The sequence below is a fragment of the Streptacidiphilus sp. MAP12-33 genome (assembly GCF_041261265.1).
Taxonomy (GTDB): Bacteria; Actinomycetota; Actinomycetes; order Streptomycetales; family Streptomycetaceae; genus Streptacidiphilus.
On record NZ_JBGCCA010000048.1, the window covers coordinates 1 to 26,654 of the forward strand.

23 protein-coding genes and 1 pseudogene are annotated in these 26,654 nt (G+C 72.2%); 11 read left to right on the forward strand and 13 right to left on the reverse strand.

Annotated features, from left to right (window positions below):
• Positions 1-215 precede the first annotated feature (215 nt).
• Together ABH931_RS35295 and ABH931_RS35300 are read left to right on the forward strand one after the other, a co-directional pair.
• A complete protein-coding gene (locus ABH931_RS35295) occupies positions 216-338 on the forward strand; it encodes a hypothetical protein (RefSeq protein WP_370122904.1) in 123 nt (40 codons plus the stop codon).
• 46 nt (positions 339-384) lie between these two features.
• A pseudogene (locus tag ABH931_RS35300) lies at positions 385-588 on the forward strand (IS630 family transposase); the annotation flags it as partial.
• 92 nt (positions 589-680) lie between these two features.
• Here ABH931_RS35300 and ABH931_RS35305 read toward each other — a convergent pair.
• Entirely contained in the window at positions 681-1,280 is a 600-nt protein-coding gene (locus ABH931_RS35305; RefSeq protein WP_370122906.1) for a GNAT family N-acetyltransferase, read from the reverse strand.
• Between the two features lie 107 nt (positions 1,281-1,387).
• Between ABH931_RS35305 and ABH931_RS35310 the strand changes: the two genes are divergently transcribed.
• Positions 1,388-3,388: a M3 family metallopeptidase gene (locus tag ABH931_RS35310; RefSeq protein ID WP_370122909.1), complete on the forward strand. Its 2,001-nt coding sequence runs from the start codon at positions 1,388-1,390 to the stop codon at positions 3,386-3,388.
• Between the two features lie 243 nt (positions 3,389-3,631).
• Here the strand turns inward: ABH931_RS35310 and ABH931_RS35315 are convergent, their stop codons facing one another.
• Positions 3,632-4,075, reverse strand: coding sequence for a VOC family protein (locus ABH931_RS35315; protein ID WP_370122911.1), 444 nt, complete (start codon positions 4,073-4,075; stop codon positions 3,632-3,634).
• A gap of 142 nt (positions 4,076-4,217) precedes the next feature.
• Here ABH931_RS35315 and ABH931_RS35320 point away from each other — a divergent pair, with 142 nt between their 5' ends.
• The gene (locus tag ABH931_RS35320) at positions 4,218-4,802 is read left to right on the forward strand and encodes a dihydrofolate reductase family protein (protein ID WP_370122913.1); all 585 of its coding nucleotides are present in this window, start codon (positions 4,218-4,220) and stop codon (positions 4,800-4,802) included.
• Between the two features lie 11 nt (positions 4,803-4,813).
• Here the strand turns inward: ABH931_RS35320 and ABH931_RS35325 are convergent, their stop codons facing one another.
• Both ABH931_RS35325 and ABH931_RS35330 read right to left on the reverse strand, forming a co-directional pair.
• Positions 4,814-5,272, reverse strand: coding sequence for a hypothetical protein (locus ABH931_RS35325; protein ID WP_370122915.1), 459 nt, complete (start codon positions 5,270-5,272; stop codon positions 4,814-4,816).
• A 93-nt stretch (positions 5,273-5,365) separates the two neighbouring features.
• The gene (locus ABH931_RS35330; protein ID WP_370123049.1) at positions 5,366-6,028 is read right to left on the reverse strand and encodes a 2OG-Fe(II) oxygenase; all 663 of its coding nucleotides are present in this window, start codon (positions 6,026-6,028) and stop codon (positions 5,366-5,368) included.
• Positions 6,029-6,465: 437 nt separating this feature from the next.
• On the opposite strand from ABH931_RS35330, the gene ABH931_RS35335 reads away from it, so the two are divergent.
• Positions 6,466-8,073, forward strand: a complete 1,608-nt coding sequence (locus tag ABH931_RS35335) for an MDR family MFS transporter (RefSeq protein ID WP_370122918.1) — start codon at positions 6,466-6,468, stop codon at positions 8,071-8,073.
• A 103-nt stretch (positions 8,074-8,176) separates the two neighbouring features.
• Here ABH931_RS35335 and ABH931_RS35340 read toward each other — a convergent pair whose 3' ends face one another.
• The 3 genes from ABH931_RS35340 to lysA form a co-directional block, all read right to left on the reverse strand.
• A complete protein-coding gene (locus ABH931_RS35340; RefSeq protein ID WP_370122920.1) occupies positions 8,177-8,701 on the reverse strand; it encodes a recombinase family protein in 525 nt (174 codons plus the stop codon).
• Between the two features lie 208 nt (positions 8,702-8,909).
• Positions 8,910-11,081 carry a SpoIIE family protein phosphatase gene (locus tag ABH931_RS35345; protein WP_370122922.1) on the reverse strand — a complete coding sequence of 724 codons (2,172 nt, stop codon included), beginning with the start codon at positions 11,079-11,081 and terminating at the stop codon, positions 8,910-8,912.
• A 131-nt stretch (positions 11,082-11,212) separates the two neighbouring features.
• Complete coding sequence (gene lysA / locus ABH931_RS35350; protein WP_370122925.1) at positions 11,213-12,508, reverse strand: diaminopimelate decarboxylase; 1,296 nt, start codon at positions 12,506-12,508, stop codon at positions 11,213-11,215.
• Positions 12,509-12,645: 137 nt separating this feature from the next.
• Here lysA and ABH931_RS35355 point away from each other — a divergent pair, with 137 nt between their 5' ends.
• Complete coding sequence (locus ABH931_RS35355; protein WP_370122928.1) at positions 12,646-14,250, forward strand: helix-turn-helix domain-containing protein; 1,605 nt, start codon at positions 12,646-12,648, stop codon at positions 14,248-14,250.
• Positions 14,251-14,260: 10 nt separating this feature from the next.
• Here the strand turns inward: ABH931_RS35355 and ABH931_RS35360 are convergent, their stop codons facing one another.
• Both ABH931_RS35360 and ABH931_RS35365 read right to left on the reverse strand, forming a co-directional pair.
• Entirely contained in the window at positions 14,261-15,871 is a 1,611-nt protein-coding gene (locus ABH931_RS35360) for a serine hydrolase domain-containing protein (RefSeq protein WP_370122931.1), read from the reverse strand.
• Positions 15,871-17,364: an APC family permease gene (locus ABH931_RS35365; protein ID WP_370122933.1), complete on the reverse strand. Its 1,494-nt coding sequence runs from the start codon at positions 17,362-17,364 to the stop codon at positions 15,871-15,873. Before ABH931_RS35365 ends, ABH931_RS35360 begins: the two co-directional genes overlap by 1 nt.
• A 156-nt stretch (positions 17,365-17,520) precedes the next feature.
• Between ABH931_RS35365 and ABH931_RS35370 the strand changes: the two genes are divergently transcribed.
• Positions 17,521-18,372, forward strand: coding sequence for a LysR family transcriptional regulator (locus ABH931_RS35370; protein WP_370122936.1), 852 nt, complete (start codon positions 17,521-17,523; stop codon positions 18,370-18,372).
• 52 nt (positions 18,373-18,424) lie between these two features.
• On the opposite strand, the gene ABH931_RS35375 is transcribed toward ABH931_RS35370, so the two are convergent.
• The gene (locus tag ABH931_RS35375) at positions 18,425-19,264 is read right to left on the reverse strand and encodes an MBL fold metallo-hydrolase (RefSeq protein WP_370122937.1); all 840 of its coding nucleotides are present in this window, start codon (positions 19,262-19,264) and stop codon (positions 18,425-18,427) included.
• Positions 19,265-19,350: 86 nt separating this feature from the next.
• Complete coding sequence (locus ABH931_RS35380) at positions 19,351-19,815, reverse strand: peroxiredoxin (protein WP_370122939.1); 465 nt, start codon at positions 19,813-19,815, stop codon at positions 19,351-19,353.
• A gap of 191 nt (positions 19,816-20,006) precedes the next feature.
• Here ABH931_RS35380 and ABH931_RS35385 point away from each other — a divergent pair, with 191 nt between their 5' ends.
• Positions 20,007-21,665 carry an NAD-dependent malic enzyme gene (locus tag ABH931_RS35385; RefSeq protein WP_370122941.1) on the forward strand — a complete coding sequence of 553 codons (1,659 nt, stop codon included), beginning with the start codon at positions 20,007-20,009 and terminating at the stop codon, positions 21,663-21,665.
• 108 nt (positions 21,666-21,773) lie between these two features.
• On the opposite strand, the gene ABH931_RS35390 is transcribed toward ABH931_RS35385, so the two are convergent.
• Positions 21,774-22,025 carry a hypothetical protein gene (locus tag ABH931_RS35390; protein WP_370122944.1) on the reverse strand — a complete coding sequence of 84 codons (252 nt, stop codon included), beginning with the start codon at positions 22,023-22,025 and terminating at the stop codon, positions 21,774-21,776.
• A 164-nt stretch (positions 22,026-22,189) separates the two neighbouring features.
• Between ABH931_RS35390 and ABH931_RS35395 the strand changes: the two genes are divergently transcribed.
• From ABH931_RS35395 to ABH931_RS35405, 3 genes are all read left to right on the forward strand, one after another.
• Positions 22,190-24,034, forward strand: a complete 1,845-nt coding sequence (locus ABH931_RS35395; protein WP_370122946.1) for a glycoside hydrolase family 15 protein — start codon at positions 22,190-22,192, stop codon at positions 24,032-24,034.
• Positions 24,035-24,110: 76 nt separating this feature from the next.
• Positions 24,111-24,824 carry a nitroreductase gene (locus ABH931_RS35400; protein WP_370122949.1) on the forward strand — a complete coding sequence of 238 codons (714 nt, stop codon included), beginning with the start codon at positions 24,111-24,113 and terminating at the stop codon, positions 24,822-24,824.
• A gap of 333 nt (positions 24,825-25,157) precedes the next feature.
• Entirely contained in the window at positions 25,158-26,033 is an 876-nt protein-coding gene (locus ABH931_RS35405; protein WP_370122951.1) for a polysaccharide deacetylase family protein, read from the forward strand.
• A 30-nt stretch (positions 26,034-26,063) separates the two neighbouring features.
• On the opposite strand, the gene ABH931_RS35410 is transcribed toward ABH931_RS35405, so the two are convergent.
• Positions 26,064-26,588 carry a pyridoxamine 5'-phosphate oxidase family protein gene (locus ABH931_RS35410; protein ID WP_370122954.1) on the reverse strand — a complete coding sequence of 175 codons (525 nt, stop codon included), beginning with the start codon at positions 26,586-26,588 and terminating at the stop codon, positions 26,064-26,066.
• Between the last annotated feature and the right edge of the window lie 66 nt (positions 26,589-26,654).

Here is a 26,654-nt window from a genome sequence, read left to right on the forward strand (position 1 = left end):
ACGCGGACGACCAGCGCATCCAAAACCGTTCGGAATGCGCCAGTGAACCAGGATCGGGCCCAAAGCTCACTCCTGCACACTGAATAGGAACGGTTGACCCGCTGTCCACCGCGGGCAGTTGCTACCTCCAGGTCCGGGACGCGGACGCGCTGCATCAGGCCTGGGCCCGGACCGGCGTCCCCACCGAGCCGGCCACCGGCAGCCGACTGATGCCGGTGGCCGACACGGCCTACCGCATGCGGGAGTTCGCCCTGGTCGACCGCAGCGGCAACCTGCTGCGGATCGGCAGCCCCCACCCTTCCTCGTGCTCCGACCGGGAAGGTTCGCCGGGTTGGTGATTCCAGCGGTTGGATGTCCGGTGACGTCCGTTCGTCCGATCGTTGGGGAGGCCGTCCCCGCCTTCTCAGTCCTGACGACGAGGAGTTCGTCGTTACGGCGGCCACCACCCGCCCGGCCAAGCTCGGCCAGCCCCTCACCCGCTGGTCCATCCGCAAACTCGCCGCCTACCTGCGCAAAGTGCACGGCCGCGTGATCCGGATCGGCCGCAAGGCGTTACGGTCCCTGCTCGCCCGCCGCGGCATCACCTTCCACGCGTCCTGGGCCGACCCGATCGAGGCCCACTTCGGGCCGCTGGGGCGGGAGGCCGGCGAGAGTCGCGTGACCAGTCTGGAGTCTGGTCCCTACCCTCTCGCCAAGCGGTCGGTCAGGTTGACCTTCGCCGCTGTCCACTCGTCTCGGAGCATGACGTAGACGAGAAGATCACGGTGGGTTCCGTCCGGCTTGAGCAGGGCCCCCACCGTGCGCTCTTGCAGCCGGGCCCCGATCCGCGTGATGGCTTCCTGTGAGCGGATGTTGTCCACATCGACGCGCCAGACGACGCGTTCGAAACCGAGGGCCTCGAACGCGTAGGTCATCGTCAGAAGCTTGGTCTCCGAGTTCGCTGCCGTGCGCCACCAACTCCTGCCGAACCAGGTTCCTCCGATCTCCACGTGACCGTCCCGCTGGTGCCAGCTGTGCAGATTCGTCGTGCCGATGGCCGTGCCCTGGACTCGACCAACCACCGCAAACGCGACGCGCTTCCCAGCGTCGACCTCCTCGAGACGCTTGGAGACGATCCCCCGCAGTTCCTCTTCGCTGGCAGGGGTCGGCGCACTCAACCAGCGCCAGACAGCCTCGTCACGGCCGCCGACCTGGAACAGGTCGGGAACGTGCCGCAGAGCCAGCGGTTCCAGCCGCACATGGCGGCCTTCAAGAACGGTCGGCAGAGGCGCTGATGGCATGACCCCGAGGCTACTCAGTCCGAAGGCACGAGCGAACCCGGCGAACCTTCCCGGTCAGAACAACCAGCACCGTGTCATGCTCCAGGCACGCCGTAGGGTTGGCGGTCATGACCCTTCAAATGCCGGACTACGCGGCGGTGACAGCGGCGGACGTGGAACGGGCGTGCCGCACGGCGATACAGGGTTGTGACGCCTGGACGACGGCGGCGTTCGACGTACCGGACGGGGAGCGGACCTTCGCCAACACGGTGGTCGCGCTGGAGGAGGCGCGGCTGGCCCTGGAGGAGGCCCGGAACGCGTGGGGGATTCTCGGGCAGGTCGCCCCGGACGGGGCGGTCCTGCGCGCCGCGCGGGAGTTGCGGGACCGGCTGCGCAAGCGGCTCAACGAACTCGACCTCGACGAGCGCGCCCAGGCGGCCGTGCGCGCGTACGCGAAGACAGCCGAGGCTGCCGCGCTCACCGGCGAGGACGCCCGGCTGCTGCGCCACCTGCTGGACCAGCAGCGCCGCCAGGGTGCTCAGCTCTCCCCGGAACAGCGGGCCCACATGCGGGAGTTGCTCGACGAGTTGAGCGAACTCGGCACGGCCTTCCAGGGCACCCTCGCGGAGTGGTCGGACGGGATCGTGGTCACCGGCAGCGAACTCGACGGGCTGCCCGAGGCGTTCGTCTCGTCGCTGGAACGGGTCGGCGACGGCTACCGCGTGTCGCTCGACTACCCGGAGCTGCGGCCCTTCCTCGCGCACGCGCGATCGCGCGAGCGGCGCCGCGAGCTGCTGGAGAAGGACCAGCGCAAGGGCGGCCGGGAGAACCTGGCCCGGCTGGAACGGGGGATCGCGATCCGCGCGGAGATCGCCGCCCTGCTCGGCTATCCGTCGTGGGCCGCCTACCGCACCGAGGACCGGATGGCGGGGTCCCCGGAGACGGTCGCCGCGTTCCTGGAGGACCTGCGCGAGCGCGTGGCAGTCAAAATGGCCGCCGACCAGGCAGAGTTGGCCGAGGCGTGGGCGACGTCGGGTGGCACGGGCGAGGTGCGGGCGTGGGACGAGGCGTTCGCGACAGCGCGACTGAAGGAGACGCGGTACGCCGTGGACGAGCTGGCGCTCGCGGAGTACTTCCCGCTGGACGCCTGCCTGGAGGGGCTCTTCGCGGTGATGGGCGACATCGTGGGGGTGCGTTTCGCGGCGGTGGCCGACGCGCCCATGTGGCATCCGGACATGCTGGTCTTCGACGTCTTCGACGTCTTCGACGCTGCCGGCGGGAACGGCGGCGACGGCGAGGACGGCGGTGCGGCGTGCGCGCGAATCGCGATGGACCTCTTTCCGCGGCCCGGAAAGTACAAGCACGCCATGGCGCACCCGCTGCGGCAGGGGCGGCGGCTGCCGGACGGCTCGTGGCAGCAGCCGGTCGCCGTGCTCGTCACCAACCTGACCAAGCCGTCCGGCGACCGGCCTTCGCTGCTGCGGCACCGCGAACTCATCACGCTCTTCCACGAGTTCGGCCACGCGCTGCACTCGGCGCTGAGCCGGGCGCGGCACGGGCGGTACTCGGCCGAAACGGAGATGGACTTCCTCGAGGCGCCCTCCCAGATGCTGGAGCACTGGGCGTGGGACCCGGACGTCCTGCGGCGGATGTCCCGCCACCACCTGACCGGCGAACCGTTGCCCAAGGAGCTGCTGTCCGCGCTGCTCGCTACGCGGACCGCTGCCTCCGGCGTACAGACCATGCGTCTGATCGCCTACGCCGCGCTCGATCTCGCCTTCCACACGCCCGGGTTCGACGGCGACGTACCCGCCGCGGTGCGCGAGGTGTTCGCCAAGCACGGCATGGACTACGTAGAGGGCACGCACTTCCCCTCCGGCTGGGGGCACCAGTTCGCCGACTACGACGCCGGCTACTACGTCTATCCCTGGGCACGCGTCCTCGCCGACGACCTGTTCACCCGCTTCGAGCGCTCCGGGGCGATGGACGCGCCCACCGGCGCCGCCTACCGCCGCACGATCCTGGAGCCGGGCGGCGGCATGCCCGCCGCGGAGATGGTCCGCGCGTTCCTGGGCCGCGATCCGGACAATGCGGCGTTCCTGCGGCGGATCGGGGTGCTCAGCCGTTGAGCCAGTCCGCGTAGCGGGTCGGCGCCAGGCGGGCACCGGGGCCCGGGGTCAGGACGTCCCCGTGGACGGCGGCGAACAGGCCCGCCTGCCTCCGTCACGATCGCCGACCTCGCCGCATCGGTCGAGGGCGACAGCGGTCCCGAGGCCCTGCCGAAGATCGGCGCCTGGCTGAACACGGACCAGGACGACCGGCCGCACTGATCGTGCCCCCGTCCGCACCGCCTCCGCGGCCTGAGGTCCCCGTCAGCCGATCTGCTCGGCAAGGGCGACGATGATGCCCGCGGGGCCGCGGAGGTAGCAGAGCCGGAAGGCGTTCTCGTACTGGGCCACCTCACCGAGGAGTTCGGCGCCGTGGGCGCGGCGCAGTCGGGCGACGGTGTCGTCGATGTCGTCGACGGCGAACATGACGCGATGCAGTCCCAGCGTGTTGGGCGCAGGGTTCCGGGGCTCGGCCTCGGACACCGCGGGGGCGTGGTACTTGGTCAGCTCCGGCTTGCTGTGGCCGTCGGGGGTCCGCATCATCGCGATGTCGCTCCGGACACCGTCGAGTCCGACGGTGCGGTCCGCACAGAGTCCTTCGATCTGCGCCTCGCCTTCCAGCTCCATTCCGAGCTCGGCGAAGAAGGCGACAGCCGCGTCGAGATCGTCGACGACGATGCCGACGTTGTCCATCCGCTGGATAGCCATACCTGCGAGCCTAAGGGCCCGATACGCCGGAGCGCCGGTGATGCCGGCGTATCCGCACTGGTGTCGATTCGGTCGCCGGCCGTTCGTGTAGAGGGTGGAACGGGCCGCAGACGAGCGGCCCCCGAGACGGCGGGAGACCTCCATGCGCCAGATCAACGCCACCGTGTCCATCACGCTCGACGGAGTCGTCCAGGGCCCGGGCCGTGCGGACGAGGACACCCGCGGCGGCTTCACGCATGGGGGCTGGGGCGGGAGGTACAACGACGAGGTCATGGGCCGCGAGATGGGCAAGGACATGGCCACGCCCACGGACATGCTGTTCGGTCACCGTACCTGGACGGACTTCACCACCGTCTGGGGCAGCCGCACCGACGACAACCCGTTCACCGCGCACATGAACGCGGCCACCAAGTACGTCGTCTCCCGCACGCTGGAGAACGCCGACGCGTGGCAGAACTCGATCCTGCTGTCCGGCGACGCCACCGGCACGGTGGCCGAGCTCAGGGCCGGGGAGGGCAACGACCTGACGATCATCGGCAGCGCCTCGCTCGTCCGGAGCCTCCACGCCGCAGGCCTGGTCGACACCTACACGCTGCTGATCCACCCGCTCACCCTGGGCACCGGCGCCCGGCTGTTCGAGGGCCCTGCCCCGCTGACCGGGCTCGAGCTCACCGACAGCGTCACCACCACCAAGGGCGTGATCATCGCCCGCTACACCCGTTCGTAGGAGCCGGACCGTCACGCGCTGGTGGTCCAGCCGCGTTCGATGCGCCAGACGCCGCCGTCCGCGCCCGCGCCCCGCACGCCGTCCAGGACGCCGGGCCCGGCGAGCGCCGCGGCGACAGGCTCGGCGAGGGACGCGAAGCCGAAGGTGCGGTCCGGGCGCCACAAGGTGCTGTGGCGCAGGCGCCGGGCGAGCTGCACCCACCCGAGCGGGGCGGCGGCGACCACCAGCGCGTCGGGTTCCCCGGCGGTGAGGCGTCGAGCGGGTCGCAGCCAGGACGCGGCCTGTTCGGGCCAGTCGACGACCGCGAGGACGGTGTTGCCCCGAGCGCGCCAGGCGTCGGCGAACGCGACGGCGGCGGCGCGCGAGGCGTCGTCGCGGCTGTGGCCGATCGCGACGCCGCACAGGCGTGGTCGGCGGTGGTCGGCGAGCAGGTGCAGCAGGGTGGCGAGTTCGGGGGCCGTGTGGGGCACGGGGACGGGAAGCTCGCCGTAGAGAGTGGTCGCGGATGTGGGCAGGCAGGGGGAACTGCCTGGTACGGGGCGGGCGTTCATGGTATCCGGGCCTCAGGCGTCGTGGAAGACGAGCCCGAGGGCGTGACGGCGGCCGCTGCGCACGGTGCTGACACCGTGGCGGACCGGGCCGGCACGGTGTCCCCGGGCGGAGGGAACGGGGCGGTCGCGCGTGGTGAAGACGAGCCCGTGGCCTTGCGGGAGGGCGACGGCGCTGCCGCGGGACTGGGCGCGCGCACGCTGTTCCACCAGGAGGAACTCACCGCCGGTGTAGTCGGCGCCGTGGACGTCGAGGCCGATGACGACCTGGAGGGGGAAGACGAGGTCGCCGAAGACGTCGCGGTGCAGGGCGTTCCAGTCGCCTGGGCCGTAGCGCAGCAGGATCTGGGAGCTCTTGTCCTGTCCGGCGGCGTGGCACATGTCGGTCCACTCGGCGAGGGTGTCGGGCCAGGGGGCGGGCCGGTGGAGCTTGCCCGCCCAGGCCAGGGCGATGGGGAGCAGGCGCGGGTAGAGGATCTCGCGCAGGACGGCGACGGGTTCGGGCAGGTCGTGGGTGAAGTAGCGGTACTGGCCGGAGCCGAAGCGGTGGCGGCCCATGTCGACGGTGGTGCGGAACAGCTCGGGCCGGTCGTAGAGGGCGGCGATCTGTCGGCACTGGTCGGGGTCGAGCAGCCGAGGGGTGGGGGCGCAGCCGTGGACGTCGAGTTCGGCGGTCAGGGTGGTCCAGTCGGCGGTGTCGAGCGCGCGGACGGCTGCGGCCCGGACGGTGCCGGGGCCAAGGGTGGTGTTCACGACGGGTGTCCTCGGGGTGCGTTGTTGCGTTCTCTCGCTCCCCCATCGTGTCCGCCCCGCCCGGCCGGTGCTGGCGGGATTCGGACGGCGCGGCCGGGCCGTGCACCAGCGCCGTGCGGCCGGCGTCCGGGCGCTCCTCGTCCCCGCTCGAAAGCTCCCACGACGGTGCCCGCGCCGAAAGCCTCGGTCGCGGGCTTGCTTCCTGCTGCTGCGCCACCGCCACGGCAGCAGCGGCGGCAGCAGCGGCAGCAGCGGCCCGAACGGGCGACCGGCCTTTCGAGAGGCGCAGCGGGGCTGCGGTGATCCGGGCGAGTCACTAGCCTGGAGGAGCGGTGACGGCGCCGGGGAGCAGGAGGCGCGACATGCGCAGGAACTCAGCCGCAGCGGCCGGGAGTGCGGGAGCCCTGAGTGCGGGGGCACCGCCCGATCCCCGGGCCGAGCACCGGCGGATCCTGGTCATCCTGTCCGCCCTGATGATGGGCATGTTCCTGGCCGCGCTGGACCAGACGATCGTGGCGACGGCCCTGCCCACGATCGCCGGTGACCTGCACGGCCTCAACCATCTGTCCTGGGTGGTGACCGCCTACCTGCTCACCTCGACGATCTCCACCCCGCTGTGGGGCAAGCTCGGCGACCTCTTCGGCCGCAAGGAGCTCTTCCAGGCCGCGATCGTCATCTTCCTGGTCGGGTCGGCGCTTTCCGGGCTCTCGCGGAACATGCTCGAACTGATCGCCTTCCGCGCGATCCAGGGCGCGGGCGCCGGCGGCCTCATCGTGGGGGCGCAGGCCATCATCGGCGAGGTCGTCAGCCCACGCGAACGTGGACGCTACATGGGCTACTTCGGCGCGGTGTTCGGAGCCTCCTCGGTCATCGGCCCGCTGGCCGGGGGGTTCTTCACCGAGCACCTGAGCTGGCGGTGGGTCTTCTACGTCAACCTGCCCGTCGGCATGGTCGCCGTCTTCGTGATCGCCGCCGTCCTGCACCTGCCGCGCACGCGCACCCACCACTCCGTCGACTACGCCGGAGCGGCGCTGCTCGGCGGCGCCGCCACGGCGGTCATCCTGCTGACGACCTGGGGCGGGACGACGTACCGCTGGACGTCCCCGCAGATCATCGCCCTGGCCGTCGGCGCGGTGGTCCTCGTCGCGCTGTTCGTCCTCGCCGAACGACGGGCGGCGGAGCCGGTCCTGCCCCTCGGGCTGTTCCGGACCCCGGTGTTCCCGGTGGCGAACGCCATGGGCTTCCTCATCGGGGCGACCATGTTCGGCGTCATCATCTACATCCCGCTCTACCTCCAGACCGTGCACGCGGCCAGTCCCACCAGCTCCGGCCTGCAACTGCTGCCGCTGATCGTCGGCATGCTGATCACCTTCATCACCAGCGGCCGGATGGTCTCCGCGCGCGGCCGGTACAAGATCTTCCCGATCATCGGCACGGCCGTGATGACGCTCGGCGTGTGGCTGCTCTCGCTGCTCACGCCGACCACCGGTCTGGCGGTCTCCTCCGCCTACATGTTCGTGGTCGGCTTCGGCATCGGGCTGGTCATGCAGGTGCTGGTCGTGGCGGTGCAGAACGCCGTGCCGCGTGAGCAACTGGGCGCGGCGACCTCCTCGACCACGTTCTTCCGCACCATCGGCGGCTCGTTCGGTGTCTCCGCGCTGGGCGCCGTGTTCAACCGGCAGCTGACCGCCAACCTCCCGAAACACCTGCCCCCGCAGGCGGTCCAGCAGATCCACGGCAGCACGGTGACCGCGAGCCCGGCCCAGCTGAACGCGCTGCCCGCACCGATCAAGGAAGGCTTCATCCAGGCCTTCGACAGCTCGCTGCACACGGTCTTCCTGGCCGGGGTGCCGATCGGGCTCGCGGCCTTCGTCCTGTCCTGGTTCCTCAAGGAGCTTCCGCTGCGCGACACGGCCTACGTCTCGGCCACGCAGACCCAGAACACGGCCGAGTCCGGGACCGGCGACTGACTGCCGCTCGCCGCCGAAACCGCGCTCGACGACGAAGCCGCGCTCGCGGATCCCACCCCGGACGCCGCCGGGACCGAGAACCGGCCCATCGGCCACGGGCTTCTCAGAGGAGCCGGGGCGGGAGTGCGCCGACGCGGAGGGCGGTAGCCGTGCGGGGCGCGGCGGCCGGTGGTTCCTGGCGGTCGCGCACCGGCCGGTGGGCGGGCTTGGCGGCTCTGGCGGCCGCCGCCTGCTCCGGCCGGTAGATCCGTTCCAGTTCGGCCAGCCGCTCCAGGAGTGCCAGGGCCGTGTCCGTGCCGGGGCCCGCGACGCTGGTGTCCAGGGCCAGGCCCGGATCGAGCGTGCGCAGGTAGACGCCGCGCTCCGTGAGGTCGCGGGCCAGGCCCAGCGTCTCGCGCAGGCTGCACCCGAGCCGGTCCAGTGTCGCCACGGTGACCCGGTCCCCCGGGCGCGCGGCACGCAGCAGCGCGTTGAGGCCCGTGCGCTGACCGCCGGTGACGGCCTTGGCGTCTACGTAGATCTGCTCCTCGCAGACGGCGGCGGCCCGCACCGCGTCCAGTTGCCGCGCGAGATCGTCCGTTCCCGTTCCCGCCCGGCAGTACCCCAGGTCAAGGCCGTCTTTGCGCACCCGCTGCTCCCATGCGACGCTCCGCCCTCAGCCGGCGTGCTCCTCACGCCGGCAGGCCTTGATACAACTCGGCACGAAGCAGAACGTCAATGGCGTTGGCGTAAGGGTGGCTCAGGCCGGTTCGCCGACCCGTCCCATGGCCTGGATCTGCTCGATCGCCGCCCCGGCCCGGAAAGCCGTAGGTTCCTCCAGCCACCGCAGGAGAGGGTCAACCCGGGCTCGCGGCAGTGTCCTCGCACAGCTCGAACCAGATGCACTTCCCCTCGCCGCGGGGCAGGATCCCCCAGCGGTCCGCGAGGATGTCCATGAGCATCAGACCGCGGCCGGAGGAGGAGAGTTCGCCCGGGGAGCGCCGGTGCGGCAGGTCGTCGCTCCGGTCGACCACCTCGACCCGGAGACGTCGACCGGGCCGGGTGCCCCACAACTCGATCATGAGCGCGGCGTCCATGTCGGTGTGGACGAGGACGTTGGCCAGCAGTTCGGAGACCAGCAGGGTGCTGGCGTCCACCTGCTCCGGCTGCGCCCAGTCGTGCAGGACGCCCCGGACCTCCTGCCGCGCGTCGGCGATCCGCTCGGGCTGGTCCTGGCCGATCGTCAGGACCACGCGCCGGTCGGGCCCGCCCGGCGCCGCGCCCGGCTGTCCGGGCAGCGCGTCACGGCGCAGCAGGAGCAGGGCGATGTCGTCCTCGCGACGGTCGGCGAGGTGTCCGGGCCGTTCGTGGGAGGCGGGTCCGTGGACGGCGGCGATGAGGGCGTCCGCCATCCCCTCGAGGTCGTCCGCCGGTGCGGGGCTCATCGCGTCGCGGACGCGCAGCCAGCCGGTGTACCAGTCATGGCCCCCGGTCTCGACGAGGCCGTCGGTGCAGAGCATCAGGATCTCGTCGGTCTGCAGCCGCATCTCGGTGACCGGGTAGTCCTCGCCCTCCGGCATCAGCCCGAGCGGGAGGCCGCCGTCGACGTGCCGCAACAGGCAGGTGCCGTCGGGCAGGCGGATCACGGGGTGCGGGTGCCCGGCGCGGGCGATGGCGAGGTTGCCGGTCCGGGGGTCGGCCTCGATGTAGAGGCAGGTCGCGAACCGGTCCTCGTCCAGGCTCGCCAGGAAGTGGGAGGTGCGGGCCAGCACGGCGTCCGGGTGGTGCCCCTCGACGGCGTAGGCGTGGACCGCGGTGCGCAGCTGGGCCATGAGCGCCGCCGCGTGGACGTCGTGTCCCTGCACGTCTCCGATGACGACGCCGAGGCGCCCGCCGGGCAGCGTGATCACGTCGTACCAGTCCCCGCCGACCTGAAGGCCGCCGCCGGTGGGGATGTAGCGGGTGGCGACGCTGAGTCCGGGCATCGCGCCGTCCGCCCGCATGCTGCGGGCGAGGCCCCTGGACAGGGCGCGCTCCGCCTCGTTGGTCCTGGCCCGCTCCAGGGCGTGGGTGAGCATCCGGGCGACGGTTCCAAGGACCGCGCGCTCGTCGGAGGTGAAGGCGACCGGCTCGCGGAACGCCGACAGCCAGGCGCCGGTGGTCCGCCCCGCGCTGGTGAGCGGCAGGAACGCCCACGAATGCCGACCGTAACCGGCCACCAGGGGCCAGGCGGCCGGGTAGCGCGTGCGGTACTCCTCCGGCGAGGAGACGTAGACCGGACGGCCCGTCCGGACGGCCTCCGCCGCAGGGTGGCTGCTCTCCAGCGGCATCTGGAACGGCGGCTGGAAACGGGAGGGCTGCCCGTGGTGTCCGATCACGGTGAGGTAGTCGCCCGTGACGCTGAAGACAGCCAGCGCGTCGGGGCTGAAGCCGGGCATGGCCAGGGACGCGGCCACGCGCAGCACGTCGCCGGTCGTGGTCGCCTCGGCCAGCGCACGGCCGGCGTCGAGCAGGAACGCCTCGCGGGAGCGTCTCAGCTGCGCCTGGGCCTGCTCCGGCGTCGGGGCCTGGGCCCCGGGTGCCCGGCCGGCCGCCACGGAGCTGCTCCGGGCGCGGTTGAGCGCGTCGATCTGCACGCGCTCGGCGACCGGCTCCGACTCCTCGACGAGGGTGCCCCGGAACGCCTCGGTCGCGCCCGGCGGGCCGGGTGCGAGCCGCGCCCACAGGGTCCGCGCCGGCGCCCCCGGACGGGTGAGCACGTGCAACGGCACATCCATCGGCCGGCCCTCGGCCAGGATCAGCAGCGCGCTGGACCGCAGCAGCACCATGTCCTCGGGCCGGACCCGGGCGCGGATCTGCGCCTCGGAAAGCGTGGCCCGTTCGGGCGGCAGGCCGAGGAACCGGGCCGACAGCGCGTCGACGGTCAGCAGGCGGGCGCGGGGATCCCACGCCCAGGTGCCGACCCGCCCTGCGGCCAGCACCTCGGCCTGGGTCGGCAGAACGCCGTCGTCCGCCTGCTCGGTGCCCATACGCTCGACCTTCACCTGACCGGATCGGCGCGCCGGGCGCCCGTGGATCAAGGCTACGACCGGTGCGCGGACCACGCCCGGGCGGTCACCCTCGACCCCGCCGCCGTACGGGACGGGATCGGCCGAGAGGGTTACGGCAGGTCGCGGCGCATCAGGTCGGCGTAGGTCTCGCGGCGGACGACGGCGCGGTGCTCGCCGTCGCGGACGAACACGACCGGAGGGCGGCGGGCGCCGTTGTAGTTGTTGCTGAGCGCGTAGGTGTAGGCGCCGGTGACGGGCACGGCGATCAGGTCGCCGACGCGCGGGTCGTCCAGCCGGACGCCGGCGCTGAGGGTGTCGCCGGACTCGCAGTGACGGCCGACCAGGCGGCACACCTCGCCCGCACCGGTCGGGCGGGTGGCGACGGCGGCCTCGAAGCGCTGTTGGTAGAGGGAGACCTCCAGGTTGTCGCCCATGCCACCGTCGACGGCGACGAAGGTGTGGCCCCCGCCGCGCTTGACCGAGACGACGCGGTAGAGCGAGACGCCGGACTCGGCGACCATCGAGCGGCCCGGCTCGATCAGGATCCGGGCACCGGCCGGCAGCAGCCGCTTCGCCACGTCGGTCATCGCGTCGAGGTAGGCCCCCACCGTGGGCGGACGGTCGGTGTAGGTGTACCGGGAGCCGAGGCCGCCGCCCAGGTCGTAGACGGCGAACTCGCCCAGCTCCGCGACGGCCTCCACAGCCCGCGCGAAGGGCGCGAGGTCCAGGATCTGCGAGCCGACGTGGACGTGGACACCGTCCAGCCGCAGCCGGTCGCTGCCCCGCAGGCGGGCGATCGCCTCGCGGGCCTGCGGCAGCAGCAGGCCGAACTTGGAACCGTTCTGGCCGGTGGAGACCGCCTCGTGGGTGTCGGGGCGGATGTCGGGGGTGACCCGGACCAGCACGCCCTGCTCACCACCGGTGGCGGCGAGGACGGCTTCGAGCTTGTCGATGTCGTCGAAGTTGTCGACGACGACCGTCCCGGCACCGGCCTCCACCGCCAGCCGCAGCTCCTCCTCGGTCTTGGCGTTGCCGTGCACGACCAGCCCCGCCGGGTCGGCGCCCGCGGCCAGCGCCAGGGTCAGTTCGCCGCCGCCGGCGACGTCGATGCCGAGGCCCTCCTCGGCCAGCAGCCGGTAGACCGCGGTGCACGGGAACGCCTTGGAGGCGAAGGTGACGCGGGAGTCGGGCCAGCGGGCGGCCAGGCCGTCGGCGTACTGCCGGGCACGGGCCCGGATCGAGGCCTCGTCGACGATCAGGGCGGGAGTGCCGTAGGTCTCGGCGAGCTCGGCCACCGGGACACCGCCGAGCACCAACGCACCCGCCGCGTCCTGCCCGGTCCCGGCCGGGAACAACCCCACAAGCTCTCCCGCCGCCTGCGTCCGCCGCGTCCGCACTGCTGTCATCCGCACTCCTCGTGCCACTGGTCCGTCCCGCTCGCCTGCCATGTTCCCGCTGCCGTCACTCCGGATCATCGTTGACATCGTCAATATGGGTCTCCCAGACTTGACGCACACAACAAACGATCGAGTCAGGGGGCACCATGCGGGAGTCCGGCGCCCGGGGGCCGCAGCCCGTCCGCCAGCTGGTGGACAACATCGGTCCGGCGCTGCTGCGCCTGGTCCAGGAGGGGACCGGCAGCGGCGGGCCGCTCACCGACATCGCCATCCACGCCCCTGGTGCGCCGGCGCAGCTCGGACCCGGGTGCGTGGTGCTGGGGGTCGGCGTGACCACGGAGGCCGAGCTGCGTGAGCTGACCGCGGCCATGTGGCAGGCCGGCGCGCAGGTGCTGGCGGTCAAGGCCCCGGTGCCGCCCTCGGCCGACGACGGGCCGACGATCATCGAGGTCAACCGGGACGCGTCCTGGATGCACGTGGCGACGACCGTCCGCGAGCAGCTGCTCGAGTTCGCGAGGACACAGGTGCGCTCGGCCGGCAGCGGCGCGGAGCTGTTCGCCCTGGCGAACGCGGTCTACCAGGCCGTCGGCGCCCCGGTCACCATCGAGGACCGCTTCTCCGCGCTGGTCGCCTGGTCGGAGGGGCAGGACCGGACCGACTCCGAGCGGATCGAGACCATCCTGGGGCGCGCCGTGCACCAGCGGACGCTCGCCGAACAGCGCGAGCGCCAGGAGTTCGAGCGGCTCCACGCCAGCACCGAACCGGTGTACATGGAGCCGACCGGGGCGGACCAGCTGGCACGGTTGGCGATCGCGGTCCGGGCCGGTTCCGACGTCGTCGGCTACATCTGGGCCGCCGTCACCGCGCCGCTCGACGAGGCGGCCACGGCCCGGCTGCGCGAGTTCGCGCCCGTGGTCGCGCTGGAGCTGGTCGGCCTGCGCACGGAGACCAGCTACGCCCGCCGCCAGCGCGCCGAGCTGGCGGCGGCGGTCCTCGGCGGGGCGGCCGACCCGGTGGAGGCCAGTCGGCTGCACCTGGGTGCCGGCCCGGTCTGCGTCCTGGCCGCGGCCCCGCGGCCGACCGTGGGCACGCGCTCGGACGCGTCGGACGCCGCCGGGCTGCGCCGGTTCGCGGACACGCTGGAGTACTTCCTGGCCGCCGTGCACCCGCGTTCGGCCGTGGTGACGGGTACCGGAGCGGTGTACGTCCTGGCCGCCTGGCCGCCGGACCACGCCACGGCCCTGGAGTCGGCCGTCGCCCTGACCCGGGACTTCCTCTCCCGGACCCCCCTGGCCGGTGACTGGGTGGTCGCCGTCGGCGGCCCGGCCGAGTCGACGGGCCGGATCGCCGAGGTGCGGGCCCAGGCGGACGCCGCGCTGCGGGCGCTGCGGCACCCGGCCGTCCGCGGGCCGGCCGTGCGCACCGTGGAGGACCTGGCGCTGGCCGTGCTGCTGCTGCACCTTGCCGACGCGACCGAGGCACTCGGCCTGCCGGACACCGGCGGCGCGCTGCGGCGGCTGCGCCAGGAGGAGGGCCCGGACGGTCCGCTGGCGGCGACCCTGGCCGCCTATCTCGCCGCCGCGGGAGCCACCGACACCGCCGCGCAGGCCCTGCACATCCACCCCAACACCATGCGCTACCGGCTGCGCCGTATCCGCGAGGTCTGCGGGCTGGACTTCGCCGACGCCGACGCCATGCTGCTCGCGCACCTCCAGCTGCGGATGCGCGAGCTGCGGCAGGGCGCTTCCTAGCGCTCCGGTTTCAGTGCTCCTGGCCGTCCCGGAACGAGCGCGTGTAGCGGCACCCGTCCAGGTCGACCCAGAGCACCGCACCGTCCAGGGCGGGACCGGGCGTCAGGCGCTCGGGCAGCCGGGGGTCCGCTCCGACGCGGTACGTCCCGTCGTCGAGCGGGACCAGCTCCGGTTCGTCGCAGGGCGCTTCCACGCCGGTCGCGGCGATTAGACGCAGGCGCCCCGCCCGCTGCACGATGCTGAAGCAGGGAAACCAGGGGGTGTAGCTGCGGTAGTGGCCTTCGAGTTCGTGCGCGGGAGCGGTCGGCGCGCCGGGGCCAGAGCCCAGCGACTCGGGTCCGTAGAGCCAGCGCCCTCCGTCCAGGGAGTGGTGGTAGGCGGACCATTCCGGGTGATCGGACACCAGCCGCCCGTCGCCCGCGTCGTAGAGCCTGCCGGTCACCTCGTCCGAGGTGAGCGAGAGACGGCCGTCCCCGGTGGCCTGGACCCGGATCCGGCGCGGCGTCGCCCCGTGGATCCCGACGTAGCGCCGGGCGCCGGGGATCCGCTCCGGGTCGAACAGCTCCGGATCCGCCGGGGCTCCCAGGACGACGGCGAGCACGTGGCGGGCGAAGCGGTCGATGATCTGGCACTCGCCGGGCGCGTTGGTCAGCACGGCGACACCGTGACCACCGTCGGTGTCGACGGCGAGGTACGAGCGGTATCCGACCATCCCGCCGGCGTGCGTGAGCCAGGTGTGGCCGTCGACCACCTCCACGTCCACGCCGAGCGCGTAGCTCGAGCCCGGCTGCTCGGCAGGAACCGTGACGATCTCCCGGAAACGCTCCGGCTCGATGATCCTGGTGCCGTCCACGGTGCCCCGCCCCAGCAGCATGCGGGCGAACAAGCCCAGGTCGGAGGCGGTGGCCAGCACGTTCCCGTCGGCCGACGAGTACTCGAAGAAGCCGGCCGGCGCGAGCGGGGCCGACGGCAGCGGCGGGCGGTCCTCGCGCAGGAACCGGTACCCGGTGGCACGTCGGCCGGTGTCCCCGTCGGCGATCTCCTCGTGGGTGATCCGCGCCGCCGACTCGCGCATGCCCAGCGGCCCCAGCAGCCGTCCAGTCATCGCGTCCGCCAGCAACTCCCCCGTCACCTGCTCGACGATCAGCCCCAGCAGGTTGTAGCCCTCGTTCGAGTAGTGGAACAGCTCACCCGGTTCGGCCCAGGTCCTCGCGTCGCGCAGCGCGTAGCCGCGTGCGGCGGCGTCGGGCAGCGCGTCAGCGCCGGCCACCAGGCCGGAGGTGTGCTGCAGGAGGCGCCGGACGGTGATCGCACGGGAGCCGCCGTTCGGGGCGAACCAGGGCAGGTGGTCGGCGACCGCCGCGTCGAGGTCGACCCTCCCCTCGTCCGCGAGAATGCCGAGCAGGCAGGCGGTGAAGGTCTTGCTGATGGAACCGATCTCGAACCGCGTGCGACGGGAGACCGGCGCCCCGGACTCCGCGTTCGCGAATCCCGCGCCGACGAAGGCGGACTCGCCGCTCCCGTCAACGACGCTGATCGCGACTCCCGGCACCGGCCACCCGGTCCGCAACCGCTCCGCGAGCCCGGAGAGCACCGCCTGCAGATCGATCTGCCCCTCCATCAGACGCCCGCCTTCCGCGAACCGAATCCCGTGAACCGGTCCGGACCCAGCTGGACCTGGGACGAGTCGATCTCCGCGTCCGGCCGGTCGCCTTTGACGAAGCGTCGGCACAGCGGGTAGAGCAGCACGGCCAGCAGCGCCACCGCGAGACTCGTGGCGAAGGTCGCCACCTCGTCGACGGCGGTGCTCCACGCCAGGTACACGATCATCGCCGTGGGCAGCAGGACGACCAGGACCGCGCCGAGCCGGCCACCGGGGACCCGGAACGGCCGGAGCATCTGCGGATATCTCCAGCGCAACACCAGGAAGGCCACGAACTCGAGCAGGATCGAGGCCAGCGTGAGCAGCACCGTGGCCCGCAGGATCGAGCTGAAGTCGACGGCCGAGAGCACGACGACGACGGTGGTGCTCGCCAGCAGCGCACCCACCGGCGTGTTGAACCGTCTGCTGTCCCGGGCCATCCAGCGCGGCAGGTACGCGTCCGCTGCGAGCGCCCGCGGGACCCGGGTGCTCGTGAGCAGGATGGCCATGAACAGCCCCACCAGGGAGAGGGCCGATCCCAGGGAGATCAGCACCTTCAGCCAGATCCCGCCCAGGATGCCGCCGACCACGATGAAGTCGCCCTGGGCCCAGTCGGCGGGCGAGCCCCGGTGCAGTCCGCTGCCGATGGCGGCCATGGTGGGCAGCAGGTAGGCGGCGATGATCAACGGGACCGAGACGACCAGGGCCCGGGTGTAGGTCCGGTGCGCGTCGGCGACCTCGCCCAGCACGGTGCTCGGGCCGTCGAAGCCGAGGTACAGCCACACGATCACGCTGAGCGCGCCCGCCACCGACGAGTGGACGCTCTGCCCCGGTACCGTGAAGGGCGAGAGCACGTTGATCCCGTGGCCGACCGCATGCCAGATGCCGAGGACCGCCAGCACCGCGAACGGCGCGAGGATCAGCACCATCATCCCGATCGAGTACTCGCTCACCGCCTTGGAACCTCGGTAGTTCAGGTACGCCATCGGGACGATGAGGGCGACGGTGACGAGCCAGTGCAGGTCCACGACGAATCCGCCGTGGAACAGGTCCACCAGCACCAGCCCCTTCCCGCGGGCGATGTCCGGGACCCAGGTGGCCAGGTAGTCGACCAGCAGAATGGGGTAGAGCGCGAGGTTCAGCACCGACCCGACCGAGTTCCAGGCCCCGAACACGAAGGCCGCGCCTCTGCCGAGTGCGATCTTGGTCCAGTAGTAGTAGCCGCCGTCGACCGGTATCGCGGCACTCAACTCCGCTGCCACCAGTGCGTTCGGCACGCCGAAGACGACCGGCACCAGGACGATCATCAGCAGGGTCAGGCCCGGACCGGCGCTGGAGAGTGAGGCCTCGAGCCCGAACGGGCCTCCGGACACCGTGAAGAAGAAGATGCCGACCAGGGGCAGCACGCCGAGCGTGCGTCTGCCCGCCCCGGGCGGCGACTGCGTGACGTCCGACGGGATCAGTTCGGTCATCCTTGGCTCCACTCTCCGTAAGCGCTGGTCGGCACAACGTACGGGGCGCCACCGGGGCAGTCCTCGTCGCGCGCACCAAAGCCACGGCCCGTCAGTTGTCGCCGCCACCAACGCCGGGCCGCCCTCCCTCATACCTGCCGGGTATCGTTGCTGACCATGGAGCTACGCACGCTGCGGTACTTCGTGGCTGTCGCCGAGGAACTCCACTTCGGCAGGGCCGCCACCCGACTCCACATCAGCCAGCCGCCCCTGAGCCGGGCGATCAAGGCGCTGGAGGCCGATCTCGGCGCGACGCTGTTCCTTCGTTCCACCGCCGGGGTGGCGCTCACGCCGGCCGGAACCGTGCTGCTCGAGGAGGCACGTGCCGTGCTCGACCGGATCGAGCGGGCCCGCCTGCGCGTGGCCGCGGCGGCCGGAACCGCCACCTTGACGCTCGGCATGCTGACCGACAGCGCCGACCCCGGCGCGACGCGCCTGGCCACCGCGTACCGCAGGCGGTTTCCGGGCGTCGGGATCCGCATCCGGGAGACCGACCTGACGGATCCGACCTGCGGACTGCGCGCCGGCCTGGTCGACGTCGCCCTGACCCGGGGCCCCTTCGACGACACCGGCCTGACGCTGCGCGAGCTGCGCAGCGACCCGGTCGGCGCGGTGCTGCGCCTCGACGACCCGCTGGCCGACCGGGACGCTCTGACGCTGGCCGACCTGGCCGGACGGCGATGGTTCCAGTTCCCCGCCGACACCGATCCGCTGTGGCAGTCGTACTGGAACGGCGGAGAGCCCCGCGAGGGTCCCGTCGTCCGCGCCGTGCAGGAGTGCCTTCAGGCGGTGCTGTGGAACGGGACCGTCGGCCTCGCCCCGCTCGGGCATCTGCCCGCCACCGAGCTCACGATCGTGCCGCTCGCCGACATGGCCCCCAGCCGCGTGGTCGTGGCCTGGCGGCACGGCGACAGGAACCCGCTGATCCGGTCCTTCGTCGAGATCGCGACGGCCGCCTACGGCGCCTGACCGACCTCCGGCGGCGCCGTGGGCGGGGCTGCCGTGGGCGGGGCTGCCGTGATCAGTCGGTGAGCAGCGGGATTCCGTCGTACGCCGTCACGTCGTGGGCGGGGACGATGTGCATGACGTCCGCCAGCGCCACCACGCGCAGCAGGTCCGCGCGCACCCTCGCGGGATCGACGTCGGCCAGCATCCGCATCATCAGCGGCCGCTCCGCACGCCGGCGGATGCCGTCGAGCTGCCAGGTGAGGTCGCCGACGAACGCATAGCGCGCACCGGTCGGCAGTGCGACGAAGACGACCACGGAGCCGGTGGTGTGGCCCGGGGCGGGAACGACGACCACCGACCCGTCTCCGTACACGTCGAAGCTCGCGGGAAAGCCGAGATACGGCGGCCCGTCGAACCGGTACTCAGTGATCTTGTGCTCGCCGGCGACGTCACGGAAGACGCGGCCGCCGCGATGCCCGCCGGCGTACTCCAGCTCACCCGCGTTGATCAGGACCGGCACCCGGAGGTCGTCGAGGCCGCTGACGTGGTCCCAGTGAGCGTGGGTCACCAGCACACCACGCAGGTCGGCGCGGTCGTATCCGCCGGCGTCCAGCTGTGTGCGCGCGCTGTCGGCCGGCTCGTACGGGGACCGTTCGTAGGACGGGAGGCTCCTGATGTGCTGCTCCACCCGCGAGCCGAAACCGGCGTCGATCAACAGGTCGCCGCCCGGATGCCGCACCAGGACGGCCGTCGCGGCGAACCTGCGTCGGTCACCGAACGAGCCGCCCTTGAACGCGAAGGCTGCCCTTGTCTCGTACGTGCCGGTCGGCAACCGGTAGAGGGCCATGTCGCCGGGCGGTGCGGCCTCGGGCAGAGGCCCCGTCCAGGCCGGCGGAAGGGGAAGAGGTGCCATGACAGCCATGCTGAACCGGCACCGATCGCACCGTCCAATACCCGCTGCGCAGGCCCGATGCCGGGAAGGTATCGGGCCTGCCGAGCCTACTGGGCGTTCCGGTCGCGGTCGCGCAGCGTCTGGAGGGCCTTGTCGGCGTGCGTGTTCATGCTGAACTCGCTCTTGATCGCCTCGATCAGCGTGAAGTCGGTGCCGATGACGAAGGTCATGCGCTTGGTGGAGAGCGGCCCCCAGCCCCGACGCGCGCCGAAGATCGCGGCAACCGTGCCGTCGGTGTCGGAGAGCAGCGGGTAGTCGAACGAGTGCCGGTCGGCGAACGTCTGCTGCTTGTCGGCGGCGTCGGGGCTGATGCCCAGGCGCTGCGCACCGACCGCCTTGAACTCCGCGGCGAGGTCGCGGAAGTGACAGGCCTCCTTGGTGCAGCCCGGGCTCAGGGCCGCCGGGTAGAAGAACAGCACCACGGGCCCCTCGGCGAGGAACTCACCCAGGGAGCGGGAGGTACCGGTCTGGTCGGGCAGGGTGAAGTCGGGGACGAGGTCGCCGGGGTTCATGATGGACGCTCCCTGTGGTGGTGTGCCGTCGACGGCCGGGCGTCCGGCCTCCGGGAAGCCGAGGGTATCCCCGTGCCTGAGCCCGCGGAGAACCGCCCGCTCGCCTCGCACGTCACCCTCGGCACAGGAGTTGTGAAATCGTGTGGCCCCGCGCCCACACCGCCGTGCGGCGGACAGGAAGGAACGACGCCATGAACCCTCGCGACACGGCCCGCTTGCACCTGCTGGAGGACGCGGTCCTCAACCACTCCACCGCCTTTGACGAGGAGGAACGCTCGCGGCTGGGTCTGCGGGGTCTGCTGCCCTTCGCCGTGGAGACCCTGGACCAGCAGGTGCGGCGCGCCCACGCCGCGTACGGGGACCAGCCCACCGACCTGGCTCGGCACATCAACCTGCGGGCGCTTCAGGACAACAACGAGACGCTCTTCTACCGGTTGCTGCGCGACCACGTCGAGGAGATGCTCCCGATCGTCTACACCCCCACCGTCGCCGAGGCCTGTCGGCACTTCAGCCAGATCTACCGGCGGCCGCGCGGCCTGTTCGTCGCCTACCCCGACCGCGAGCACCTCACCAAGATCCTGCGCAACCGCCCGCACCGCGACGTGGACGTGATCGTGGTGACCGACGGGCAGCGCATCCTCGGCATCGGCGACCAGGGCATCGGCGGGATGGGCATCCCGATCGGCAAGCTCTCCCTCTACACGGCCCTGGGCGGCATCGACCCCGCCAGGACCCTGCCGATCGTGCTGGACGTCGGCACCGACAACGAGGACCTGCTGGCCGACCCGATGTACCTCGGCTGGCGCCACCCGCGTATCGACGACGCGGACTACCACGCGTTCGTCGAGCAGTTCGTCACGGCCGTCGAGGCCGAACTGCCCACCACGCTCCTGCAGTGGGAGGACTTCGCCACCCCGCACGCGCTACCGATCCTCGAGCGCTACCGGGACCGGCTGCTGACCTTCAACGACGACATCCAGGGCACCGCCGCCGTGGCGATGGCCGCGCTCACCGCCGGCTGCCGTGTCAGCGGCACGAAGCTGACCGAGCAGCGCGTGGTCATGCTGGGCGCCGGCTCCGCGGGCATCGGGGTGTGCGAGCAGATCGTGCGTGCCATGACCGCGGCGGGCCTGACCGAGCAGGCGGCCCGCGAGCGCATCCACGTGGTCGACATCCACGGCCTGCTGACCGAGGACCGCACCGACCTCGACCCCGCCCAGCGGCGCCTGGCCCAGCGGGCGGACGCCGTCGCCTCCCCCACGGGCGGCCCCGTCGGCCTGGCCGACGTCGTCGCCGCCGTGCGACCGACCGCCCTGGTCGGCCTGTCCACCGCGACCGGAGCGTTCACCGAGGAGATCGTGCGCTCCATGCACGAGCACTGCGACCGGCCCGTCATCATGCCGCTGTCCAACCCGACCAGCCGCAGCGAGGCCGCCCCGCAGGACCTGCTGGACTGGACCGACGGCCGCGCGCTGATCGCCACCGGCTCGCCGTTCCCCCAGGCGCGTCACGGCGGGCGGGATGTGCCGGTCGCCCAGTGCAACAACGTCTACATCTTCCCCGGCATCGGGCTGGCCGTGACCGCCGTCCGCGCCACGCGGGTGACGGACACGATGATGACTGCCGCCGCCGAGGCCGTCGCGGAAAGCGTCGACACCCACGCGGCGGTCCCCTCTCTGCTCCCCGAGCGGACGCGCCTGGCCGAGACCGCGACCGCCGTCGCGCGCGCCGTCGCCAGGGCCGCGGTCGCCGACGGCGTCGCCCCGCACCTGAGCGACGAGCAGATCGACGACGCGGTCGAGGCCACCCGCTGGCAGGCCGCCTACCGTCACCACGACGCCCAGGCCTGAGCCGGGCATGCCGCGCGGGGCGGAACGGAAAAGGCTCCGGCCCGGGCTGCCCACCGCCCCGCACCGGCGCCGCGGCGCGGCGCGCCGAGCCCCTCGCGGGCCTGCCGGTCACCCGACCGGCAGGCCCGCGAGGGCGGCGACCAAACCGACTCCGCCGGCAGCGAGCAGCGCGCTGACGACGCCGCGTCGCAGGGCGAGCAGCCAGAGCCCTGCTGCGGCGAGGACGGCGTACTGCCAGACGTGGCCGAGGACGAGCGCGAGAGGGACGGCCGAGCCCGCGACGGCGCCGGTGACGGCGGGGCCGGCAGCGGGGCCCGGCTCGTACCGCGCGTGCGCCTGGTGCTCTGCTCCGCCGGTCACGCAGCTACCCCGCCTCGCCCTCGACTCCCGACCGGCACCACCCCAAGGCCCGCCAGTCTGGCGGCTCGCCGGCCGCGAGCAGCGCGACGCCGGGGCCGTGCCTAGCATGAAGACAAGGCTTCGTCTCCGGGCCCGCGCCGAGCCCCAGCGGCAGGGAGGTCGGTATGGCGTTCGACCCGGCTGGTCCCGATCAGGTGCACGACTCCCGCTATCCGCCGATCTCCGAGCACGGCCTGATCGGCGATCTGCGGACGGCCGCACTGGTCGGCACGGACGGCACCATCGACTGGTACTGCTGCCCGCGCTTCGACGCGCCCAGCGTGTTCGGGTCGATCCTCGACACCGACAAGGGCGGGTCGTTCGAGTTGGCCGCCGAGGTGCCGACGCGGACCCGGCAGTTCTACTTCCCCGACACGAACGTGCTGATCACACGGTTCTTCGCCACCGACGGGGTCGCCGAGATCCAGGACTTCATGCCGGTGTCCGACGCACTTGGCGAGCCGGACGAGGCGGCCAGGCACCGGCTGATCCGGCGGGTGCTCTGCGTCCGCGGGACCCTCCCGTTCCGGGCGCGTATCGCCCCGCGCTTCGGTTACGGCGCCGAAGCGCACACCGTACGCCTCGAGGGCCGCACGGCCGTGTTCCGGGCACCCTCGCTGACGCTCGCGCTGAGCGCCACCGCACCCCTGGAGAGCGACGGCCGGGACGTGTGGTCGCGGTTCAAGCTGCATGAGGGCGAGTCCCACGTGTTCGCGCTCGACCACATCGGCGACGGCGTCCCGGCCCGGTCGTGCCCGCGCGCCGAGGCGCAGGAGCAGGCCGAGGCGACCGTCCGGTTCTGGCGCCACTGGCTGGCCGGTTCGCGCTACCACGGGCGCTGGCGGGAGATGGTGAACCGCTCCGCACTCGTGCTGAAGCTGCTCACCTACGCGCCGACCGGTGCGATCGTCGCCGCGCCGACCACCAGCCTGCCCGAGCAGATCGGTGGCGCGCGCAACTGGGACTACCGGTACGTCTGGATCCGCGACGCCGCCTTCTGCGTCTACGCCATGCTGCGCCTCGGCTTCACCTCGGAGGCCGAGGCGTTCATGGGTTTCCTCTCCGAGCACGGCATCATGGGCGAGGCCGGTGCGACCGGCCCGCTGCAGATCATGTACGGCATCGACGGGCGCCGCGACCTGCCCGAGTACGAGCTGCCGCACCTGGAGGGCTACCTCGGCTCCGGTCCGGTCCGGGTCGGCAACGCCGCCACCGGCCAGCTCCAGCTGGACATCTACGGAGCGCTGATCGACTCCGTCTACCTCTACGACAAGTGGGGGCAGCCGATCAGCAGCGCCCACTGGGACGAGGTCAGCACGATGGCGGACTGGCTCTGCGAGCACTGGGACCAGCCAGACGAGGGGATCTGGGAGACCCGCTCGGGCCGGCGGAACTTCGTGTACTCGCGGCTGATGTGCTGGGTGGGGCTGGAGCGGGCGATCCGCACGGCGAACCGCCGCGGCCTGCCGGCCGACCTGCCCCGCTGGCGGCAGTCCCGCGACGCGATCTACCGGCAGATCATGCGACGCGGCTGGTCGGCCGAGCGGGGCGCGTTCGTCCAGTCCCTGGACGACGGGGAGCTGGACGCCTCGCTGCTGATGATGCCGATGGCCAAGTTCATCTCGCCCACCGACCCCAAGTGGCTGTCCACGCTGGACGCGCTGACCGCGGGCCTGGTCTCCGACTCGCTGGTCTACCGCTACGACCCGGTGGCCAGCCCCGACGGGCTGCACGGCCCCGAGGGGACCTTCTCGATCTGCTCCTTCTGGTACGTCGAGGCGCTGGCCCGCGCGGGGCGGCTGGAGGAGGCCAGGCTCGCCTTCGAGAAGATGCTCACCTACGCCAACCACCTGGGCCTGTACGCCGAGGAGATCGGTCCGACCGGCGAGCAGCTCGGCAATTTCCCGCAGGCCTTCACCCACCTCTCGCTGATCAGCGCCGCCTGGAACCTCGACCGCGCTCTCGGCTGACCGACGTGGCGGCAGGACGGGCGCCCGATAGCATGCGGCCTCGGAAAGAGACCAAAGGTGCCCCTGGAGGCCGTCCTTGAGCCCGACCAGTACCCAGCCCGAGACCGGTACCGACCTGCACGAGGCGCTCGGCCGGATCCTCACGGACCGTTACACCTGCCGCCAGTTCCGGCCCGATCCGGTCCCCCGCGACACCATCGAGCGGCTGCTGGAACTGGCCCAGCGCACACCCTCCTGGTGCAACACCCAGCCCTGGCACGTGCACCTCACCGAAGGCGCGGCGACCGAGGAGCTGCGCACGCGGCTGACGGCCCACGTCCAGAGCCACCCGGCCGCGCCCGACTTCCCGTTCCCCACCCAGTACACCGGCGTCCACCGGCAGCGTCGCCGCGAGTGCGGCGTCCAGCTGTACAGCAGCCTCGGTATCGCCAAGGGCGACCAGGAGCGGACGGTCCGGCAGATGATGCGGAACTTCGAGCTGTTCGACGCGCCGCACGTCGCGATCATCACCACCGAGGCCGACCTCGGCGTCTACGGCGCCGTCGACTGCGGCCTCTACATCAACACGTTCCTGCTCGCCGCCCACAGCCTCGGGCTGGCCGCCGCGCCCCAGGCCGCCCTCGCCTCCTACTCCGACTTCCTGCGCGACCACCTCGGCATCCCAGACAACCGGCGCGTCGTGGCCGGCGTCTCCTTCGGGTATCCCGACGCCGAGCACCCCGTCAACTCGTTCCGCACCGCCCGCGAACAGCCCGGCAACGCCGTCACCTGGCACACGAGCGGCGCCTGAAACGGGGGCGTGGGGGCGTCACTTCCCGGTGGCCTGGTGCAGCGCCTGCTCGATGCCCTGGAGCTCGGCGACCTGCCACTGCTCGAACGTGTCGCTCGCGGGGGCGAGGGTCTCGGTGACGGTGGCGACGGGGATGCCCTCGGACCGGGCCGACGACCTTCACGCTAGATAGAAATGGTTTTCATCTCTAGATTCACCCAGCCCGAGATGAAAACCATTGCCAAATCTTGGCCTTCGGCACCGCCCGACGGGCCACCGACGTGGCGCCTGTGACAGAGGTCGGCCACAGGGAAATTTGGGGATGCCCACAGCGGCCTGACATGCTCTGGCCTTGTGACGGACACTCCTGACTTCTCGTGGTCGCGTCGGCGCTTCCTGGGCGGCGCGGCCGGCATCGCCGCCCTGGGCTCGCTCGCGACCGCGTGCGGATCCGGGAGCCGGCCTCCCTCCAGCGACGGAGCCGGGGCGTCGCCCCTCACCTCCGCGAGCCCGTCGGGCGCGAGCACCGGCGGGGTGGACGCGGAGCTGATCGCGCGGCGCTACCCGGGCCTCAAGCCCTTCGCCCCGCCGCCGGCACCGCCCGCGGTCAAGCCGATCACGGTGAGCGCCGTGCACCCGCCGGTGTTCTCGCGGGTTCCGATCACGGAGAAGGTCGTCTTCGTGACCATCGACGACGGCGTGGAGAAGGACCCGGCGTTCGTGCAGATGGTCAAGGACTTCCAGGTCCCGCTCACGCTCAGCCTCGCGGACACCTTGATCAAGGACGACTACCGGTACTTCGCGCAGCTGCACGAGACCGGGTTCGTGTCGATCCAGAACCACACGCTGACGCACCCGCTCGACATGCCGCGGCTGTCGCCCGCACGGCAGCTGGAGGAGATCGCGGGTCAGCAGGAGAAGCTGCGCCGCGAGTACGGCACGACTCCCTACCTGTTCCGCCCGCCGGGCGGCAACTACGACTCAGCCACGGTCACCGCCGCCAGGGAGGCGGGGCTCAAGGGCATGATGCTGTGGAAGGAGTCGATGGAGATCCACGACATGCAGTACCAGACCGCCTCGCACCGGCTCCGCCCCGGTGACATCATCCTGTGTCACTTCCGCGGCCCCGCCCAGCTCAAGGGCGAGACCATGGTCCAGATGATGGCCAACCTCTACCGGCACATCCAGGCCCAGGGCTTCACCGTCGCGAACATCACCGACTACGTCTGACGCGCGCCCGCGCGCCGCACGAGGCGGGGTTCAGGCCTCGAACCGCCAGCGGGTGGCGCCGTACGGCTCGACCCCGGCGACACCGAAGACGGTGCGGATCCGGATCCGGTACAGGTGCCACGGCGGCGGGCCGGCGCTCGGGGCGCTGAAGGGTGCGGTGAAGCCGGCGCCGTCCACCTCTGCGGGCCAGCCGGCCCGGCGGTAGACGGCTGCCAGGTCCGCCAGGGTCTCCTCGTCGGTCACTCGCTCCGCCTCGCCCTCGGCCACCAGGTCGATGCCCTCGAGCCGCGTGGAGAGCGTGCACGCCGGGTTCCGCGCGAGGTTGCGAGCCTTGCGCGCACCCGGACCGCTGGTGAAGTAGAGCCTCCCGTCCCGCCAGACCGCGCCGACCCCGGCCGCGGAGGGACGGCCGTCCGGGCCCACCGTCCCGAGGAACGACGTGACGGCCGGACTCGGCATGGACGACGTCAGAGCCCGCTCGGCCCTGCTCCACTCCAGTGCCGGATTGCCGTAGCGGTCGAGGTTGGTCACCTCGACGGGTTCCCTTCCGGCCATCGCCGATCACCCTTCTCCGGGAGTCGCCTCGGCGGCCTGCCCGGCCGGGCAGCCTCGCCCTCCACC

Coding starts and splice junctions, on each gene's coding strand:
- ABH931_RS35305 (WP_370122906.1), bottom strand. CDS start 1,280: ATGCCATCAGCGCCTCTGCCGACCGTTCTTGAAGGCCGCCATGTGCGG.
- ABH931_RS35310 (WP_370122909.1), top strand. CDS start 1,388: ATGACCCTTCAAATGCCGGACTACGCGGCGGTGACAGCGGCGGACGTG.
- ABH931_RS35315 (WP_370122911.1), bottom strand. CDS start 4,075: ATGGCTATCCAGCGGATGGACAACGTCGGCATCGTCGTCGACGATCTC.
- ABH931_RS35320 (WP_370122913.1), top strand. CDS start 4,218: ATGCGCCAGATCAACGCCACCGTGTCCATCACGCTCGACGGAGTCGTC.
- ABH931_RS35335 (WP_370122918.1), top strand. CDS start 6,466: ATGCGCAGGAACTCAGCCGCAGCGGCCGGGAGTGCGGGAGCCCTGAGT.
- ABH931_RS35345 (WP_370122922.1), bottom strand. CDS start 11,081: ATGGGCACCGAGCAGGCGGACGACGGCGTTCTGCCGACCCAGGCCGAG.
- lysA (WP_370122925.1), bottom strand. CDS start 12,508: ATGACAGCAGTGCGGACGCGGCGGACGCAGGCGGCGGGAGAGCTTGTG.
- ABH931_RS35355 (WP_370122928.1), top strand. CDS start 12,646: ATGCGGGAGTCCGGCGCCCGGGGGCCGCAGCCCGTCCGCCAGCTGGTG.
- ABH931_RS35360 (WP_370122931.1), bottom strand. CDS start 15,871: ATGGAGGGGCAGATCGATCTGCAGGCGGTGCTCTCCGGGCTCGCGGAG.
- ABH931_RS35365 (WP_370122933.1), bottom strand. CDS start 17,364: ATGACCGAACTGATCCCGTCGGACGTCACGCAGTCGCCGCCCGGGGCG.
- ABH931_RS35370 (WP_370122936.1), top strand. CDS start 17,521: ATGGAGCTACGCACGCTGCGGTACTTCGTGGCTGTCGCCGAGGAACTC.
- ABH931_RS35375 (WP_370122937.1), bottom strand. CDS start 19,264: ATGGCACCTCTTCCCCTTCCGCCGGCCTGGACGGGGCCTCTGCCCGAG.
- ABH931_RS35380 (WP_370122939.1), bottom strand. CDS start 19,815: ATGAACCCCGGCGACCTCGTCCCCGACTTCACCCTGCCCGACCAGACC.
- ABH931_RS35385 (WP_370122941.1), top strand. CDS start 20,007: ATGAACCCTCGCGACACGGCCCGCTTGCACCTGCTGGAGGACGCGGTC.
- ABH931_RS35395 (WP_370122946.1), top strand. CDS start 22,190: ATGGCGTTCGACCCGGCTGGTCCCGATCAGGTGCACGACTCCCGCTAT.
- ABH931_RS35410 (WP_370122954.1), bottom strand. CDS start 26,588: ATGGCCGGAAGGGAACCCGTCGAGGTGACCAACCTCGACCGCTACGGC.